Source organism: Flavobacterium sp. HJ-32-4 (assembly GCF_022532105.1).
Classification (GTDB): Bacteria; Bacteroidota; Bacteroidia; order Flavobacteriales; family Flavobacteriaceae; genus Flavobacterium.
In genome coordinates this window covers 1,650,274-1,666,166 of record NZ_CP092832.1, presented here as the reverse complement: position 1 = coordinate 1,666,166, position 15,893 = coordinate 1,650,274, and the positions used below count along the sequence as shown (strand labels likewise).

The window sequence follows — 15,893 nt, the reverse complement described above, 5'->3', positions numbered from 1 at the left end:
AGTCGGGGCGATTTGGGTACAAAAATCCGACACCGCCCCGATTACACCGCTGATGTTTATCAGGCATACGCTTCAATCGGCGCACACGAGCAAATCAAATTCCGGTCGCCATAGGCGTCGTCTACGCGGCGCACGCTCGGCCAGAACTTGTTGTCGCTGATATAATCAAGTGGGAAGGCCGCCTGCTGGCGCGAATACGGGAAAGTCCACGTGTCGGCAGTCAGTAGGTCGAGCGTATGAGGCGCATTTTTAAGCACATTGTCCGGATCTTCAGCCGATGCCGCTTCGATTTCGGCCCGGATGGCAATCATCGCATCGCAGAAACGGTCGAGTTCGGCAAGGTCTTCGCTTTCCGTCGGTTCGATCATGAGCGTGCCCGCTACCGGGAACGACACGGTCGGCGCGTGGAAACCGTAGTCCATCAAACGCTTGGCAATATCCGTCACTTCGATGCCTTTTGCTTTGAAGGCGCGGCAGTCGACGATCATTTCGTGGGCCGCACGTCCACATTCGCCCGTGTAGAGAATCGGGTAATGGGCCTCAAGGCGGGCCTTCATATAATTCGCATTCAGGATGGCGTATTGGGTTGACTTCTTCAATCCTTCGGAGCCCAACATACAGATGTATCCGTACGAAATGAGGCATACCAAAGCTGAACCGTACGGCGCCGCTGAAATCGCGGTAATCGCCTGGTTACCTCCTACTGGCACAACCGGATTGCCCGGAAGGAAAGGCACAAGGTGTTCGGCCACACAAATAGGTCCTACGCCCGGTCCGCCACCACCGTGCGGAATGGCGAAGGTTTTGTGGAGGTTCAGGTGGCAGACATCCGCTCCGATGGTAGCCGGATTGGTGAGTCCGACCTGCGCGTTCATGTTCGCACCGTCCATATAGACCTGTCCGCCGTTGTCGTGTATGATTTGGGTAATCTCACGGATGGCACTTTCGAACACCCCGTGTGTGGATGGATAGGTCACCATCAGGCACGACAGGTTGTCTTTGTGCTCAATAGCCTTGGCACGAACATCTTCGACATCGATGTTGCCGTTCTCCATGGTTTTGGTCACGATGATGGTCATACCTGCCATAGCCGCCGACGCCGGGTTGGTGCCATGGGCAGAGGCTGGAATGAGACACACGTGACGGTGTCCTTCTCCACGCGCGATATGGTAGGCGCGAATGGCCATGAGGCCGGCGTATTCGCCCTGTGCACCTGAGTTTGGTTGCAGCGTCGTACCAGCAAAGCCGGTTACTACATTGAGTTGTTGTTCGAGTTTTTTCAGCATTTCAAGGTAGCCTTGTACCTGATCCGCCGGAGCGAATGGGTGCAGGCTGTTCCAGTTGGCCATGCTCAGCGGCAACATCTCTGAGGCAGCATTGAGCTTCATCGTACAAGACCCAAGCGAGATCATCGAATGGTTAAGGGCCAAATCTTTACGCTCGAGTTTTTTGATGTAACGCATGATGCCCGTCTCCGAATGGTACGAGTTGAACACATCATGTTGCAGGAAACGATCGGTGCGAAGCAAAGCCGTTGGCACGACCTCCCGCTGGGGTTCGCCAAGCGCGGGGGCTGCTACGCCCAATGCGTCTGCGAAAATTGCGAACAACGTGGCGATGTCGGCATCCGACGTGGTTTCATTGAAGGAAATCGACAGCGTCGCGTCATCGATATAAAAGAAATTAACGCCCTTTGCTTCCGCTACCGGACGGATCTTTTTGGTATCCGCTTTCACGCACAGCGTATCAAAATACGATGTATTGATCTGTTGGAGGCCCATCGCCTGAAGACCGGCAGCCGCTTTACGTGCGCTGTCGTGTACTTTTTTGGCGATGTAGGTGAGGCCTTTCGGGCCATGGTATACGGCATACATACCCGCCATAACCGCCAGCAGCACCTGTGCCGTACAGATATTGGATGTCGCTTTTTCACGCTTGATATGCTGTTCGCGTGTTTGCAACGCCATGCGAAGTGCGCGGTTGCCATCGGTATCAACGGTCACACCAATGATACGGCCTGGCATGCTGCGTTTGTATTCTTCTTTGGTAGCAAAGAACGCCGCGTGTGGTCCGCCGAAGCCCATTGGCACGCCGAAGCGTTGGGTAGTACCCACTACGACATCCGCCCCCATTTCACCTGGCGACTTCAGAAGCACAAGTGAGAGGATATCGGCCGCGACGGCGACTTTGATTTCGTTTTTCTTTGCTTCGCTTATGAAGTCGGTGTAGTCATAAATCTGTCCGAACTTCCCTGGATATTGCAGGAGCGCGCCAAAAAAATCAGACGTGAATCCGAACTGTTGGTGGTCACCGATGACGAGTTCTATGCCAATCGGGGTCGCACGTGTTTCAAGTACCGATAGTGTCTGCGGCAGCACCTCAGCCGAAACGAAGAACTTATTGGCCCCGTTCTTTTTCTGGTCGCGTGAGCGTACGTCAAATAAAAGCGCCATAGCCTCAGCGGCGGCCGTGCCTTCGTCAAGGAGTGACGCATTGGCGATCTCCATGCCGCTCAGTTCGATGACGGTCGTTTGGTAGTTCAGAAGCGCTTCGAGACGGCCCTGGGCAATTTCTGCCTGGTAGGGCGTGTAGGCCGTATACCATCCGGGGTTCTCGAAGATGTTGCGTTGTATCGGCGCAGGCACGATGGTCGGATGGTACCCGAGACCGATATAGGAGGTAAATACCTTGTTCTTTTCGCCCAATGCACGGATGTGTTGCGCGTATTCATATTCGGTCATCGCCGGATCGAGTTCGAGGTCCTTTTTCAGGCGGATGTCATCCGGAATGGTTTCGTAAATCAGCTGTTCGATATCGGACACGCCGATGGTCTGGAACATATAGGAAAGATCGGTCTCACGTGGACCCAAATGGCGCAGGGCAAAAGCGTCTGTCTTCATGAACGGGATAGTGTGTTGGATAGCGTTTTGTTGTATGCAAAAGTACTTATTAATCTGCTAAAACAATTCCCATAAAAAACAGAATTGCAGATGATTTTTCAACCAAAAAGGGGGTTATGAACAGAATGCGTAAATTTGAGGAGTTAGTGGTCAGTAGTCAGTGGTCAGTGGTTAGGAACACCTCCACTATGACCATGAACCATGAACTATGAACTATGAACCATCAACTGCCAACTATCAACCTAAACCCTCCCCTTGAACGCCTTCTTTCGCCATTTCCTCCACCTCCTCATCGACGGTAGTTTCCTTACCGGGTTATCGGCCTATTCGTTGGTGCGGCTGACGCAGTCGTGGTTTGGGATTCCGGCGGAAGATGCCGTCGCGCCGCTCGCCTTCTTTGGGACGGTTGCCGGATACAATTTCATCAAATATGACGCGTTGGCGCGAATGAAGGGCCGTAGTTTGAATCCGCGCATCAAAGCCATAGCCTTCGTCAGTTTCGGTTTCCTCGTTGCGGCAGGCATTTGTTTCCTGCGCCTTCGATGGGCCGCGCAACTTACTGTATTGGGTTTTGGTGCGCTGACCGTATTGTATGCACTGCCGTTTTTCCCCAACCGGCAAAATGCACGCAACTGGGCCGGCGTCAAAATCTACATCGTATCCCTTTGCTGGATGGGCGTCACAGCCGTGTTGCCCCTCGTGCAGGCGCGGGTGCCGTTCGATCTGGCGGTTGCTGTTTTGTGCCTGCGACGTTTCCTGTTTGTGCTGGTACTCGTGTTGATCTTCGAAATCATCGACCTCGCCAACGACGATCCCTTGCTGCGCACCATCCCGCAATGGATTGGGGTGAAACGCACCAAACAGTTAGGGCATGCCCTGCTCCTCCTGTTGATGGCACTGAACTGGATAGATTTCCGTACCTACCCGGATTTCATACTGAACATATCCATCTTCCTACTAACCGGTTTCTTCCTCTTTTTCGCACACGAAAGACGCCCGCGGCACTACACCCTTTTATGGGCCGAGTCGATCCCGATTATCTGGTGGATAGCCGACCTCCTGCTCCGCCACTTCCTTTAGATACCGGTTGCGTTCAGTAAGGAATGCCGTCAGGTGCCGCCGGAGGAACAACCGGTCAAACAGCCTTCCGCACCATCCGAAAGGCACTTCATAGTGCAGGATGTCTTCCATCCGCGTCTGTACTCCCTCCTCTGTAAACCGATGTTCATGGCGGAAATACCGAAAGTGTCCTTCCGTCATTTCGTCGACAAAGTACGCCGGATGCACAAACTCGGTCAGGGTGCTCGTATGTCGCAAACACAACCCAAAATGGTATCCCTGGAAACGAACCGTTTCGCCGGGTTCCAACAAACCCGACATACGACCGCCAATTACTCGCTCCCTTGAGGTTGTGGCCGATTTGGTATGAAAATCGACATCACGTGAAAGGTCGAAAACGCGCTCGCGTGCGGCCCTGATGTAGGTAACAAAATAAAGCCGCGTCATCGGGTCAATTGTTGGAAGGCCGCCCCCAGGCTACCGTATTGGAACTGAAAACCTGCCTCCTGCAACCGGGCAGGTACGACGTTCCGGCTTTTCAGTACCAGTTCCGTCTCGGTACCGATCACTGACGCGCCGAACTCGAGCAACTGCTTAGTAAGGGGCAATCCCCACCGCACTCCCATTGCCTTACGAAGCGCACGCATGAAGTCGGCGTTGCGTATCGGATCCGGAGCCACGAGGTTCACCACGCCTTCCATCCCGCCCTCGATGATAAAGGCGACGGCACTTGCAAAATCCGCTTCATGCATCCAACTGATATACTGCCGGCCGCTACCCTGTTTCCCTCCAAATCCCATGGCGACCAGACGCTTTAAGGGCGGAAAGGCACCGCCGCCTTTGCCTAACACAATGGCGGTTCGAAGTGCCGTCTTGCGTGTAAGGGGCGTGTCCTCACCAAAAAAAGCTGCTTCCCACGCCTGGGCCACATCCATAGAGAAATCATGACCAATTTCACCAGTCTCCTCGTCCATTCTTTTATCTTCAGAATGGCGGTAAATGGTCGCCGTAGCCGCATTCAGCCAATGGTGGGGTGGTTGTTTGCAATCGCGAATCGCCGCCCCCAATACCTTGGTGCTATCAATCCGTGACCCCAGTATCTCCTTTCGATTTTTCTCGTCATAGCGACAATCGACCGACTTACCCGCCAGGTTGATCACGACGTATGCCCCTTCCAGCACCTCTTCCCACCGACCCCGCGTGCGGGCATCCCATGTTACATAATCAATGCCGTTTTCAGTGCGCGCGGCACCCCTTGTAAGAACCGTCACTCCGTAACCCTTTTTCGCAAAATAGCGACACAATACCTGCCCCAGAAAACCCGTCCCGGCGGCAATCACAACTTTCTTCGCTTCCATATTTATATAAGAACTAATCCCATCAACAACCGATACACGACCCACGTCGCACTTACCCACCACGGCTGTCCCAATAACCGCACGCGGCGCCGGTGCTCGAAAAACAATATTGTGGCAACTGAGGCAAACGCGGCGACCGCTACCAGCGGAGGCACGCCCAAAAATAGCGCCACCAACTGAAACGGCAGCAGCATCAGGCTACCCATGAGCGAAACGGTGAGCAGGTTGCCGGTATAGTTGAGACGCGTCCGCCAGTCGCCCCGAAGCCACATCCATTGAAACGGTACCTGGGCCGCTACCAGTAAAAGCCCGATGCCCCATCCGTGCCGACCCATAGGCAGCAGTTCAGAGAAGCGCGCCAGTAGCAGCGCGGCCACACCTGCTGCCAAAACCATATAAGCCAGTCGGTAACCTACATGAAAAGACGGTACGCATTCCAGCGTTCCCGCCTTTGGTTTGGCACCTGGAACAATCACTTTTCGGTTGAAGGAAACGAACGAATAGGCCTTTTGCAGTATAAAATGGATGGGCCGGAGGTGCCCGACCCGTTCGATCAGCGGCAGGCTGTTCCCCAAAATCCTGAGTATACTATCCACTCCGTACAACACCGTACCGTTGCCGCGGTCTACCAGTGCAATTTCATTGACGGCCCGTGCCAGGTCGATTCCGTCTGTTTCGCTTTCAGCCAGCTGGCAAAAGGGCTTGCGTCCTTCCGGATCCAACATGCCAGTGGCGACAAATGCGCCGGAATAGAGCGTACACAACGGACATTCATCATCGTATAGCAGCGTGTGTTTGGGTAGTGTTTTCATAATTATATTTATTTCAGAAAAAATTGAAACTTATTTTGAAAAAAAACGGGTGTTTTCCACCCGCTTTCACTATTTCATCATTTTCAACAAGAGTCCGGCTAACCAATTGTCTTTCAACTCCGTGATCTTATCCAACATGTTATCGGCCCGCAGCACGAAATCATACAGTTTGCTCGTCTGGTCGACGAAATGCCGTGCTTCCGGATGTGAACCGGTTTCTATCGACGACACATCTTTCAACACTTTTAGTGCTGGCTTGATTTCACGCTTACTGCGTTCACGGGCAATCTTTACCGCCAATTCGTCGAGGTCTTTCTCGGCCCTGAAATACTCGCGGCGTTCGCCTGGTTTGTATTCCTTATAGACAATCCCCCACTCGATCAGGGCCCGCAGGTTCATGCTGGCGTTGCCCCTTGAAATGTGGAGTTCATCCATCAGTTCCTCCATCGACAGCGCATCGGGTGAAATCATCAACAACGCATGCAACTGGGCCATGGTCTTGTTGATACCCCATTGCGACCCGAGGGCGCCCCAACTCTGCACGAATCGATCTTTTGCCTGTTTGAATTCCATGTTTCAAAGGTACACGTTATTTTGAAACTTTCAAAAATATTTGAAATTTATTTTTGAGCGTTTCCCTCCGCCGGAAGGTTTTGTGGTTAAAGGCTCTTTTGTACAGGCGTCGGGCCGCGTCTTCCGCTATAGTCCTCGCCCCTCCGCAGGCTGCGGGGCTGCGGGCTGCCGCTGCAACCGCTAACGCGAAAACCGGAGTCGAAAGTCAAAAGTCAAAAGTCGAAAGTGCGCATGCTTTCCCACCATCCAATTCTCTCATTAGCTAATTATCTAATTTTCTCATTCGCTAATCGCCTCATTCGCTAATTACCAACCGCAATTCCACCACAGTCCAACCATTATCTAATTTTCTAATTATCTAATTGGCTAATTGTCCCATTCGCTAATCAACCAACCCCGCCCTCCGCAGCAACGCATCCGGCTTCGGTTCTTGTCCGCGGAAGCGTTTGTAGAGCGTCATCGGATGTTCGGTTCCGCCTTTCGACAGCACATGCTCACGGAATTTGGCAGCGGTTTCCGTATTGAAGATACCGGTTTCCTGAAAGTACGCGAAGGCATCGGCGTCAAGCACTTCCGCCCATTTATAACTATAATATCCCGATGAATAGCCCCCCTGGAAAATATGGGAAAAGGCGACGCTCATACAATTTTCTTCCACATCTGGATACAGCGCCGTCGATTCGAATGCCTGTTTCTCAAACGCTTTCACATCCGTAATGCCGGATGGGTCGGCACTGTGGTAGGCCATGTCGAGCAATCCGAAACTCAATTGCCGGAGGGTGGCCATCCCTTCCAAAAAGGCCGCACTTTCCCTGATTCGGTCGACATATTCCTGCGGAATCACCTCTGCGGTTTCGTAATGACGGGCGAACAGGGCAAGTGCTTCGGGTTCGTAACACCAATTTTCCATCACCTGGCTCGGCAGCTCCACAAAATCCCAATACACCGATGTGCCCGAAAGCGACGGATAGGTCGTGTTCGCCAACATACCATGCAACGCGTGACCGAACTCGTGGAACAGCGTCGTCACCTCGTTAAAGGTCAACAACGACGGCTTCGTATCGGTGGGGCGCGTGAAATTGCAAACGATCGACACATGGGGGCGCTCCTCCCGACCTTCCTTACGGAATTGTGGTTTGAACGACGTCATCCAGGCACCATTCCGCTTTCCTTTACGGGGAAAGAAATCGGCGTAGAAGAGTGCGAGGAACGAATCGTCGGCATCGCGCACTTCAAATGTCCGCACTTCTTCATGGTAGGTATCGACGTCGAACACTTCTTCAAACCGGATACCGAACAAGCGACCGGCCACCGTGAAGGCACCGTCTACTACATCCTCCAATTGGAAGTAGGGCTTCAGCACCTCATCGTCAAGGTTGAAACGTTGCTGTTTCAGTTTCTCGGCGTAAAACGGGCCGTCCCATTTTTCGAGGCGATCCAATCCGTCTTTCGATTTTGCAAACGCTTCGAGTTCGGCAAACTCGCGTTGGGCGGCTGGCTTTGCCTTTTCGAGCAAATCGTTTAGAAAGGCCTTTACCGCTGCGGGCGTCTGTGCCATCCGTTCCTCTAATACAAAATGTGCATGGCTTTCATAGCCCAGCAAAACCGCCCGTTCATGGCGTAGCGTTGCGATGCGCTTGACATTGTCACGGTTGTCGTGCGCGTTGCCCCTAAAGGCTTTTCGACCGGCCGCGAGCGTCAGTTCTTTGCGCAAGTCCCGGTTTTCAGCATAGGTTACGAAGGGCAGGTAACTGGGAAAGTCAAGTGTGAACACCCATCCTTCAAGTTGGCGCGCAGTAGCTTCTGCGGCCGCTGCTTCGATGGCACCTTCCGGAAGTCCCGCCAAATCCTCGCGCTTTGTAATATGGAGGATATAATCATGGGTTTCCGCCAGGACGTTTTCCCCATAGGTAAGCTTCAATTTCGCCAATTCGGTATCGATAGTGCGTAACTGTTGTTTTTTCTCTTCAGGCAGAAGTGCGCCATTTCGGGCAAACGATTTGAACTTCTTCTCCAATAACATCGACTGTTCTGCATTAAGTGCCAGGTTAGCCCGCTGCTCATATACGGCACGTACACGGGCAAACAGCGTTTCGTCAAGCGATATATCGTTGCTGAAGGCTGTTAACAGTGGTGATACCTCCTGCGCGATCTGCTGCATCTCGTCGTTGGTCTCTGCCGAATTGAGGTTAAAGAAAATCGAGGTGATACGGTCGAGTTTCTGCCCCGAGAACTCAAGGGTCTCAATGGTGTTTGAAAAATCGGGCGCGGCCGTATGGTTGCGAATCGCAGCGATTTCCGCGCGTGCTTCTTCGAGGGCCGCTTCGATCAACGGTTTGAAATCAGGGGTTGCAATCGATGAAAACGGGGCGCTGTCGTGGCGCGTATTAAAAGGAACTGTGAGGGAATTCATGATTTATGGAATATAACAAAAATGCATCCATTTGTTAAATACGTTCAAATAGTGTATTTTGTCGATTTTATTTGTACTTTTACCGAGGTTTCAACTTTTTGTACATCGTTCCGGTACCGCCTGCACTCTTTTTGCCCCAAACAAAAACATGTACTGATTAGGTCCCGGAACACTTTTTAAGATTTTTGGGCTTCCGCTTGGGCGCGGAAGCCTTTTTCTTTTTATGCCAACGGCTATCCGCGTTTTTTTAGGGAGTCGGATGCGTCTAACACAGCCTGTTTCAACTGAAGTTTATAGTCGATGATGCGTTGTTGTATCGCTGCATTTTGGCTTCCCAGGATTTGGGCCGCGAGTATCCCCGCGTTTTTACCACCGTTCAATGCCACGGTCGCAACGGGCACGCCGCCCGGCATTTGGAGGATTGATAAGATGCTGTCCCAGCCATCGATGGAATTACTCGATTTAACGGGCACACCAATCACTGGCAAAGGCGACATCGACGCCACCATCCCAGGCAGATGCGCGGCGCCCCCAGCCCCGGCGATGATAACCGAAATGCCGCGTTCGTGGGCGTGGGTAGCGAAATCAACGAGTTTTTCGGGTGTGCGGTGCGCCGACACGATGTCGGTTTCGGTCTCGACTCCGAACTGAACCAGCATGTCGATGGCTTCCTGCATGACGGGCAGGTCCGATTGTGATCCCATTACGATGGCTACTTTCATAGGTTGGGTTGCTTGAAGTTTGTAGTTTTATTGGCTGACCACGCGTATGGTGCGCTTTACATTCGCTGCCATTTCGCGGGCTTGGTTGATGTCGTGCGCAACGATGGTCACATGTCCCATTTTTCGGAAAGGCCGGGTTTCTTTTTTCCCGTAGATATGGGGCGTCACTCCCGGCATTCCGAGTATTTCTTCGATATTTTCATACACTACCTTTCCGCTGTGGCCCTCTGCCCCTACCAAATTGACCATTACACCGGCGACCTTGCTTTCGGTGTCGCCCAACGGCAGTCCTAAGACCGCGCGCAGGTGGTTTTCAAACTGGGAGGTATAACTGGCTTCGATGCTATAGTGACCGGAGTTATGGGGCCGCGGCGCCACCTCATTCACGAGGATAGCATCGTCTTCTGTCTGGAACATCTCAACGGCTAACAAGCCCACATGCGCGAACTTTTCCGAGACCTCCAGTGCAATCGCACGGGCTTTTTGAGCAATGTTGTCTGGGATACGGGCCGGGCACAGAACATATTCCACCTGATTGGCTTCGGGGTGGAATTCCATCTCTACAACCGGATAAGTTAGTATCTCGCCCTTGGCACTGCGCGCTACGATGACCGCCAGTTCGTTTTTGAACGGCACCATTTCTTCCATAATACAGGGCACATCCGGCAGCGACACCAAATCGGCCTGCGAACGAACGATCTTCACGCCGTTGCCGTCGTATCCGAAACGGGCGCTTTTCCATACAAACGGAAAATCCACCGCAGCGGCACGAAGCTCCTCCAAAGAATCGAACCTACGATAGGGTGCAGTGGGTATTCCGTGGGCCGCATAGAAATCTTTTTGGGTGCCTTTGTCCTGGATAAGGCGCAAGGTAGCAGAAGAAGGATATACGATAGTTCCCTCCTGCTCCAATCGTTCCAGTGCCTCGAGGTTGACGAGTTCGATTTCGATGGTCAGGACGTCTACCTGTTTACCAAATTCATAAACCGTGTCGAAGTCCATCAGGCTGCCCTGCACAAAATGATCGCAGGCGATACGCCCGGGTGCATCGCCGGCCGGGTCCAATACGTGTGTCCGGATGTCGAATTTGCGGGTGTCGGCCAGCAGCATTTTGCCCAATTGGCCACCGCCCAGGATCCCCAGTGTAAACCCGGAGGAAAAATAGTTCATAGTAGTTGTGTTACGTCTTACCGTACGACCAAAGGCCCGGTGCACAAAGATAGTCGGAAAGTACGGAAATTGGAAAGCCAACCCCTCAACTGAAGCATCCGTAAAAATGAAAGACGTAACATCGGTTCGGGGCTTTATTCGTATTTTAGCACTTATTTTTCCCGAATGTTCATTATCCGCATCCTTTCACAGACCGGCAAGTACTTCCTGATGATACAGGAAGTATTTCGAAAACCCACCAAATGGTCAGCGATGCGACAGCTGATTTTTAAGGAAATAGACGATCTGGTCTTTGATTCTCTCGGCATCGTTGCGTTTATCTCCTTCTTCGTCGGTGGGGTTGTTGCCATCCAGACGGCGCTTAACCTGACCAATCCGCTTATTCCAAAGATGTTGATCGGTTTCGCCACGCGACAGTCGGTGATTCTGGAATTTGCCCCTACCTTCATTTCGATCATCATGGCGGGTAAAGTCGGCTCTTTTATCACATCCAGCATTGGCACCATGCGGGTGACCGAGCAGATTGATGCCCTTGAAGTAATGGGTGTCAATTCACTGAACTACCTGGTTTTCCCGAAAATTGTGGCGCTTACACTCTACCCGTTTGTCATCATGCTCAGCATGTTCCTGGGCATCGTAGGCGGATGGCTTGGGGCGGTTTATGGCGGTTTTACGAGTAGTTCGGAGTTCATCCAGGGGTTGCAAACCGAGTTCACACCCTTCCACGTGACGTATGCATTCATCAAGACATTGGTATTCGCGATGCTGTTGGCTACCATCCCTTCGTTCCACGGTTATTATATGAAGGGAGGCGCCCTTGAAGTAGGAAAGGCCAGTACCACGTCATTTGTATGGACGTCGGTCGTCATCATTTTGTCGAATTACATCCTGACGCAAGTCCTCCTGAGCAAATGATAGAAGTCAAAAACGTAGAAAAGTCGTTTGGCGACAGCAAGGTGCTCAAAGGCATCTCGACGGTCTTTGAAACCGGCAAGACCAATCTGATCATCGGACAGAGTGGCTCGGGCAAAACCGTTCTATTGAAAAGCCTGCTGGGTATCCACACGCCCGATTCGGGAACCATATCCTATGATGGCCGGGTGTACTCTGACATGACCGACGACGAGCGACGGGAACTCCGCACCGAAATCGGGATGGTTTTTCAGGGAAGTGCGTTGTTCGACAGTATGACGGTAGAACAAAACGTGGGGTTTCCGCTGACGATGTTTACCAATAAAACCGCAGCAGAAATACGGGAGCGTGTGGACGTCGTATTGAAACGGGTCAACCTTCTCGAGGCGAACCATAAAAAGCCGTCGGAAATATCCGGAGGGATGCAGAAACGGGTGGCGATTGCACGGGCTATCGTAAACAATCCAAAGTATTTGTTTTGCGACGAACCGAATTCCGGACTCGATCCTAAAACCGCCATTGTCATTGACAACCTCATCCAGGAAATCACACAGGAGTATAACATCACGACCGTCATCAATACACACGATATGAACTCGGTAATGGAGATCGGTGAGAAAATCGTCTTTTTGAAGAATGGTGTATTGGCTTGGGAAGGAACCAAAAAAGACATCTTCAGAACCGACAACGAAGCAGTGGTCGACTTTGTGTATTCCTCCAACCTGTTCAAAAAAATCCGCAAGGCACAGCGGAAGGAAGATTTCGGCGAAAGCCTCTGATTAATTTCGGGTCAGGTAGACCCAACCTGCTTTGCCAGTGCCGTTTTCGAGTTCGATATAATAAAAATAGGTCGCTGTCGGAAGCGGATTTCCGCATTTGTCTTGCCCGTGCCATTCGTTGAGATAATGCAACTTGTCAAAAACCACAGTACCGTACCGGTTCAATATCTCTAACTTTTTCACGTCCAGTCCCGACAGGTCAAATGAATCATTTTTCCCATCGCCGTTAGGTGAAATACCTTGCGGGATCTCGCACACAATACTTGCTACTTCAAAATCTCGTGCGAAACTGCAGCCATTTATATCAGACGAAACAATCGTGTAACTCCCTTTTTGCGGCGCAATAATAGAATCGCCGTCGCCCACGTAACCATTCGGGCCTGACCATGTATAGGACAGAGGTCCCATGTCGGGTGATTCTGGCACCGCACTCAGTCGGAACCGCGCCCCTTCGCACACGCCATTAACCGTAAATCGCGGCAGCGGGGTCACCATAACCGCCACTTCGGAGATTCCGGATTCACATGCGGTAGTACGGGCACTCAGCGTATAGGTGCCCGATGCGTCGGGTGACACATTCGGTATGACAGGGTCTTTTTCTGATGACTCAAAACCGTTCGGACCCCGCCACACATATTCGGCACCCGATACAGTGGTCGAGAATAACTGAAGGTCGGATCCTTCACATGCCGTAGGAAGGGCCGAAGCGACCGGCGTTTCAGGAGCGTCAAGCAGCATCACGTTCGCTACGGCATTGACGGTGCCGCAACCATTGAGTACGGTATATTGGAAGGCATGATTTCCGATAGACGATGCAGAATCAGCCGTCCACGTACTTCCGCTGACGACATCACCCGACGTCAGGGCCGTCCATGTTCCTCCATTGTCGAAAGGCGGGTCCAGCAGGGTAAAAAGGTCAATTGCGCCCACCGACGAACAGGATTCGATTGATTTCCCAACGCCAGCCTTTGGCAAACGGGGAACATCAGACAAGTTGTAAGTCGCCACAAAGTTGATGCACGAACTGCTGTTGGAGAGATACGTGACCCGTACGTGATAAACACCTATGTCACCGGGCGATAATGAGGGAAAGGCAAGCACGCTATTCGTGCCAATGACGTTGCTCTCATCATCCCCTTTCCACCATTTGTATTCGAAAAAGTCGAAATACGGGACAGCCAGACTTCCTGGAGTGTTTTCGCAGCCCGTAATACCCGAAATCGGCAGGCCAAAGCCATCGACGGTATTGATGGTCGTATTGTATACGTTACCGCAGGCGTCAGTTACCTCGAAGGTGTAAAGCCCGGTCGTCAGGTTCGTAAACACTGGCGAATCGCCATTATCCACAATAAACGGCAAATTATCCTTCAAAATAATGCGATAGGAATAGGGTGGAATGCCGTTGAAGTTCACCAAAACATCCGACTGACCGTCATTACAACCAAAAACGAAGGCACTGATGGAGGGTATAAAACCTCCTACTGTGAATTCAGCAATCGGTTTCCAGCAAAGTTTGAGCGACGAATTGCCTGTTTGCCATGTGAGTCCTTGATTTAGGATACGATATGTAGCATTTACAAAAAAGTTCGGTGTGATACCGCCGTTGTTCAATCCATAGGCATTGACCGCACCCAGTGACTGTCCGGGTTGTTGGGGAACGTTCGTGAAAGGATGCGTCCACAAACCCGATACAGGATTGTACTTTTGGATATAAAAAATATTGAAGTTAGGGGCTGAAACGGTGGCCGACAAAAACAAGTCGAACGTGCCGCACCCCTGTTGTACTTCATATACCAGATTCGTTATCGTAACGCCATTGACGTTGACAGACAGATCAAAGTCGCCACCACATAACGTGGTAACATGGAAGGAATAAGGCCCTTTAGGTAAGTCGCCCAGGTACAGAGAGCCGTTCACGATCGCGCTGGCGACGTCGAAAGGACCCGAAAAGGTAGCCGGAGCTGACGTAATTACTGCGCTGACAAGCGATCCACTCGAGACATTCGCCAAAATACGGATGCCACCTTCTTCCTCACCACAGCCGGGATAGGTATCGATAACCGGTGGTGTAAGGACAGGTGGTTCCGATATATACGAAAGGGCGTGAAGACCTCCACAAATGTCTATTGCCTGAAAACCATATTCACCGCCAACAATGTTCCCAAGCGTAAAGCTATTCTGAGAACCTGGGGGAATGGTAAACGGAACCGGACCAGTATAATCGGGCGGAGCTGAAACAAGTTGTACCGCCGTGGCGCCGGAAAATGTCAGTTGTTCCAAACATAAAAGGGGAGAGCCATTTACTTCAGGCGCAATATCCGTCATTGCCACAGCACCCATAACCTGGGCCGTATTCCCACAGGAGTTGACAGCCGTCAAATCATAGGTGTAGGTTTCCGACGGAAAAAAGGGTACTGAGAAAGAGTACATATTGGTAGTGAATGTTTGTGTTAATACGATATCCGGCCCACCCGACGGAGGGTGTATCACACAGGTCATCTGGATGGGTGCTGCAATCGACTGCGCCCCGGTTGCGACAAAAGAGCCCGACAGTATCTGGGTGGTACATGAGGCATTATTAGGTGCCGCCTGCGCAATCGTAAGCGAAGTGGTGGGTGGAAGCAATGAATAATCCATTGTGGCAGCGAACCCGCACACATCACTAACTTTTACCGAGTAGGCACCTTGGGGTAAGTTAGGAAAAAAGCCCGTGCTTTGCGGAGGAGGAATGACAGGTCCGGATGTGATTTCATATGTCGCGATCGCCCCTTGAAGTCCTGTAATGGTGATAGAACCAACCGTAGAACAGGGTGCAATCGAGCCGGTGACTGCAAAAATGAGAGGCTGGTATACAGGGTCGATAGTTATATAGGCCGTCTGTGAGTTGGTCTGTACCCCCAGCGACTGAACGGCCACCACCTTGTACATCCCTGCTGTGAGGCCCTCGTACGTTGTTTCATCGATTAACGCCAGGGGATTGGTTTCATCGGGAAGTTTATAGATGAAATACAAAAAAGTGGACCCCGGGGTGGCCCCGGCAACCGTAAACGTGATACTTCCATTGCCCGGGCAGATCTCATCTACTTTGCTTAGCGATAAAGAAAAATCGGTCAACTGGGCCGACACAACCGTAGTTAACAGAAGATAAAAGAATACCGATAGTTTGAGGATTCTAGGTACCAAGAGACTCTTGCT

General features: G+C 51.7%; 12 protein-coding genes. 3 read left to right on the top strand and 9 right to left on the bottom strand.

All coding sequences use genetic code 11. The annotated features are described in order from the left end of the window. Positions 1–59: 59 nt before the first annotated feature. Positions 60–2,900, bottom strand: a complete 2,841-nt coding sequence (gene gcvP / locus MKO97_RS06750) for an aminomethyl-transferring glycine dehydrogenase (protein WP_241105378.1) — start codon at positions 2,898–2,900, stop codon at positions 60–62. A gap of 255 nt (positions 2,901–3,155) precedes the next feature. Here gcvP and MKO97_RS06745 point away from each other — a divergent pair, with 255 nt between their 5' ends. Then, positions 3,156–3,980: a hypothetical protein gene (locus MKO97_RS06745; protein WP_241105376.1), complete on the top strand. Its 825-nt coding sequence runs from the start codon at positions 3,156–3,158 to the stop codon at positions 3,978–3,980. Here MKO97_RS06745 and MKO97_RS06740 read toward each other — a convergent pair. From MKO97_RS06740 to MKO97_RS06710, 7 genes are all read right to left on the bottom strand, one after another. Beyond that, on the bottom strand, positions 3,915–4,406 hold the full coding sequence (locus MKO97_RS06740; protein ID WP_241105374.1) for an SRPBCC family protein: 492 nt from the start codon (positions 4,404–4,406) through the stop codon (positions 3,915–3,917). The two genes, MKO97_RS06745 and MKO97_RS06740, sit on opposite strands and share 66 nt — an antisense overlap. Beyond that, on the bottom strand, positions 4,403–5,317 hold the full coding sequence (locus tag MKO97_RS06735) for a TIGR01777 family oxidoreductase (RefSeq protein ID WP_241105373.1): 915 nt from the start codon (positions 5,315–5,317) through the stop codon (positions 4,403–4,405). The genes MKO97_RS06740 and MKO97_RS06735 overlap by 4 nt, the downstream gene beginning before the upstream one ends. 2 nt (positions 5,318–5,319) lie before the next feature. After that, a complete protein-coding gene (locus tag MKO97_RS06730) occupies positions 5,320–6,129 on the bottom strand; it encodes a DUF393 domain-containing protein (RefSeq protein ID WP_241105372.1) in 810 nt (269 codons plus the stop codon). A gap of 69 nt (positions 6,130–6,198) precedes the next feature. Beyond that, positions 6,199–6,702 carry a GbsR/MarR family transcriptional regulator gene (locus tag MKO97_RS06725; RefSeq protein WP_241105371.1) on the bottom strand — a complete coding sequence of 168 codons (504 nt, stop codon included), beginning with the start codon at positions 6,700–6,702 and terminating at the stop codon, positions 6,199–6,201. 382 nt (positions 6,703–7,084) lie between these two features. Further along, on the bottom strand, positions 7,085–9,115 hold the full coding sequence (locus tag MKO97_RS06720) for a M3 family metallopeptidase (RefSeq protein WP_241105370.1): 2,031 nt from the start codon (positions 9,113–9,115) through the stop codon (positions 7,085–7,087). Between the two features lie 233 nt (positions 9,116–9,348). Then, positions 9,349–9,837, bottom strand: a complete 489-nt coding sequence (gene purE / locus MKO97_RS06715) for a 5-(carboxyamino)imidazole ribonucleotide mutase (RefSeq protein WP_241105369.1) — start codon at positions 9,835–9,837, stop codon at positions 9,349–9,351. Positions 9,838–9,864: 27 nt separating this feature from the next. Continuing rightward, a complete protein-coding gene (locus MKO97_RS06710; protein ID WP_241105367.1) occupies positions 9,865–11,007 on the bottom strand; it encodes a 5-(carboxyamino)imidazole ribonucleotide synthase in 1,143 nt (380 codons plus the stop codon). A gap of 165 nt (positions 11,008–11,172) precedes the next feature. Here MKO97_RS06710 and MKO97_RS06705 point away from each other — a divergent pair, with 165 nt between their 5' ends. Together MKO97_RS06705 and MKO97_RS06700 are read left to right on the top strand one after the other, a co-directional pair. After that, positions 11,173–11,922 carry an ABC transporter permease gene (locus MKO97_RS06705; RefSeq protein ID WP_241105366.1) on the top strand — a complete coding sequence of 250 codons (750 nt, stop codon included), beginning with the start codon at positions 11,173–11,175 and terminating at the stop codon, positions 11,920–11,922. Next, positions 11,919–12,698, top strand: a complete 780-nt coding sequence (locus MKO97_RS06700) for an ABC transporter ATP-binding protein (RefSeq protein WP_241105364.1) — start codon at positions 11,919–11,921, stop codon at positions 12,696–12,698. The genes MKO97_RS06705 and MKO97_RS06700 overlap by 4 nt, the downstream gene beginning before the upstream one ends. Here the strand turns inward: MKO97_RS06700 and MKO97_RS06695 are convergent, their stop codons facing one another. Continuing rightward, positions 12,699–15,881 (bottom strand): gliding motility-associated C-terminal domain-containing protein, encoded by a 3,183-nt coding sequence (locus tag MKO97_RS06695; protein ID WP_241105363.1) that lies wholly within the window; start codon positions 15,879–15,881, stop codon positions 12,699–12,701. It abuts the gene before it with no gap. Positions 15,882–15,893 lie beyond the last annotated feature (12 nt).

Excerpts from the sequence above, each read along its gene's own strand:
- gcvP (WP_241105378.1), bottom strand. The coding sequence starts at position 2,900 with ATGAAGACAGACGCTTTTGCCCTGCGCCATTTGGGTCCACGTGAGACC.
- MKO97_RS06740 (WP_241105374.1), bottom strand. The coding sequence starts at position 4,406 with ATGACGCGGCTTTATTTTGTTACCTACATCAGGGCCGCACGCGAGCGC.
- MKO97_RS06735 (WP_241105373.1), bottom strand. The coding sequence starts at position 5,317 with ATGGAAGCGAAGAAAGTTGTGATTGCCGCCGGGACGGGTTTTCTGGGG.
- MKO97_RS06730 (WP_241105372.1), bottom strand. The coding sequence starts at position 6,129 with ATGAAAACACTACCCAAACACACGCTGCTATACGATGATGAATGTCCG.
- MKO97_RS06725 (WP_241105371.1), bottom strand. The coding sequence starts at position 6,702 with ATGGAATTCAAACAGGCAAAAGATCGATTCGTGCAGAGTTGGGGCGCC.
- MKO97_RS06720 (WP_241105370.1), bottom strand. The coding sequence starts at position 9,115 with ATGAATTCCCTCACAGTTCCTTTTAATACGCGCCACGACAGCGCCCCG.
- purE (WP_241105369.1), bottom strand. The coding sequence starts at position 9,837 with ATGAAAGTAGCCATCGTAATGGGATCACAATCGGACCTGCCCGTCATG.
- MKO97_RS06710 (WP_241105367.1), bottom strand. The coding sequence starts at position 11,007 with ATGAACTATTTTTCCTCCGGGTTTACACTGGGGATCCTGGGCGGTGGC.
- MKO97_RS06705 (WP_241105366.1), top strand. The coding sequence starts at position 11,173 with ATGTTCATTATCCGCATCCTTTCACAGACCGGCAAGTACTTCCTGATG.
- MKO97_RS06700 (WP_241105364.1), top strand. The coding sequence starts at position 11,919 with ATGATAGAAGTCAAAAACGTAGAAAAGTCGTTTGGCGACAGCAAGGTG.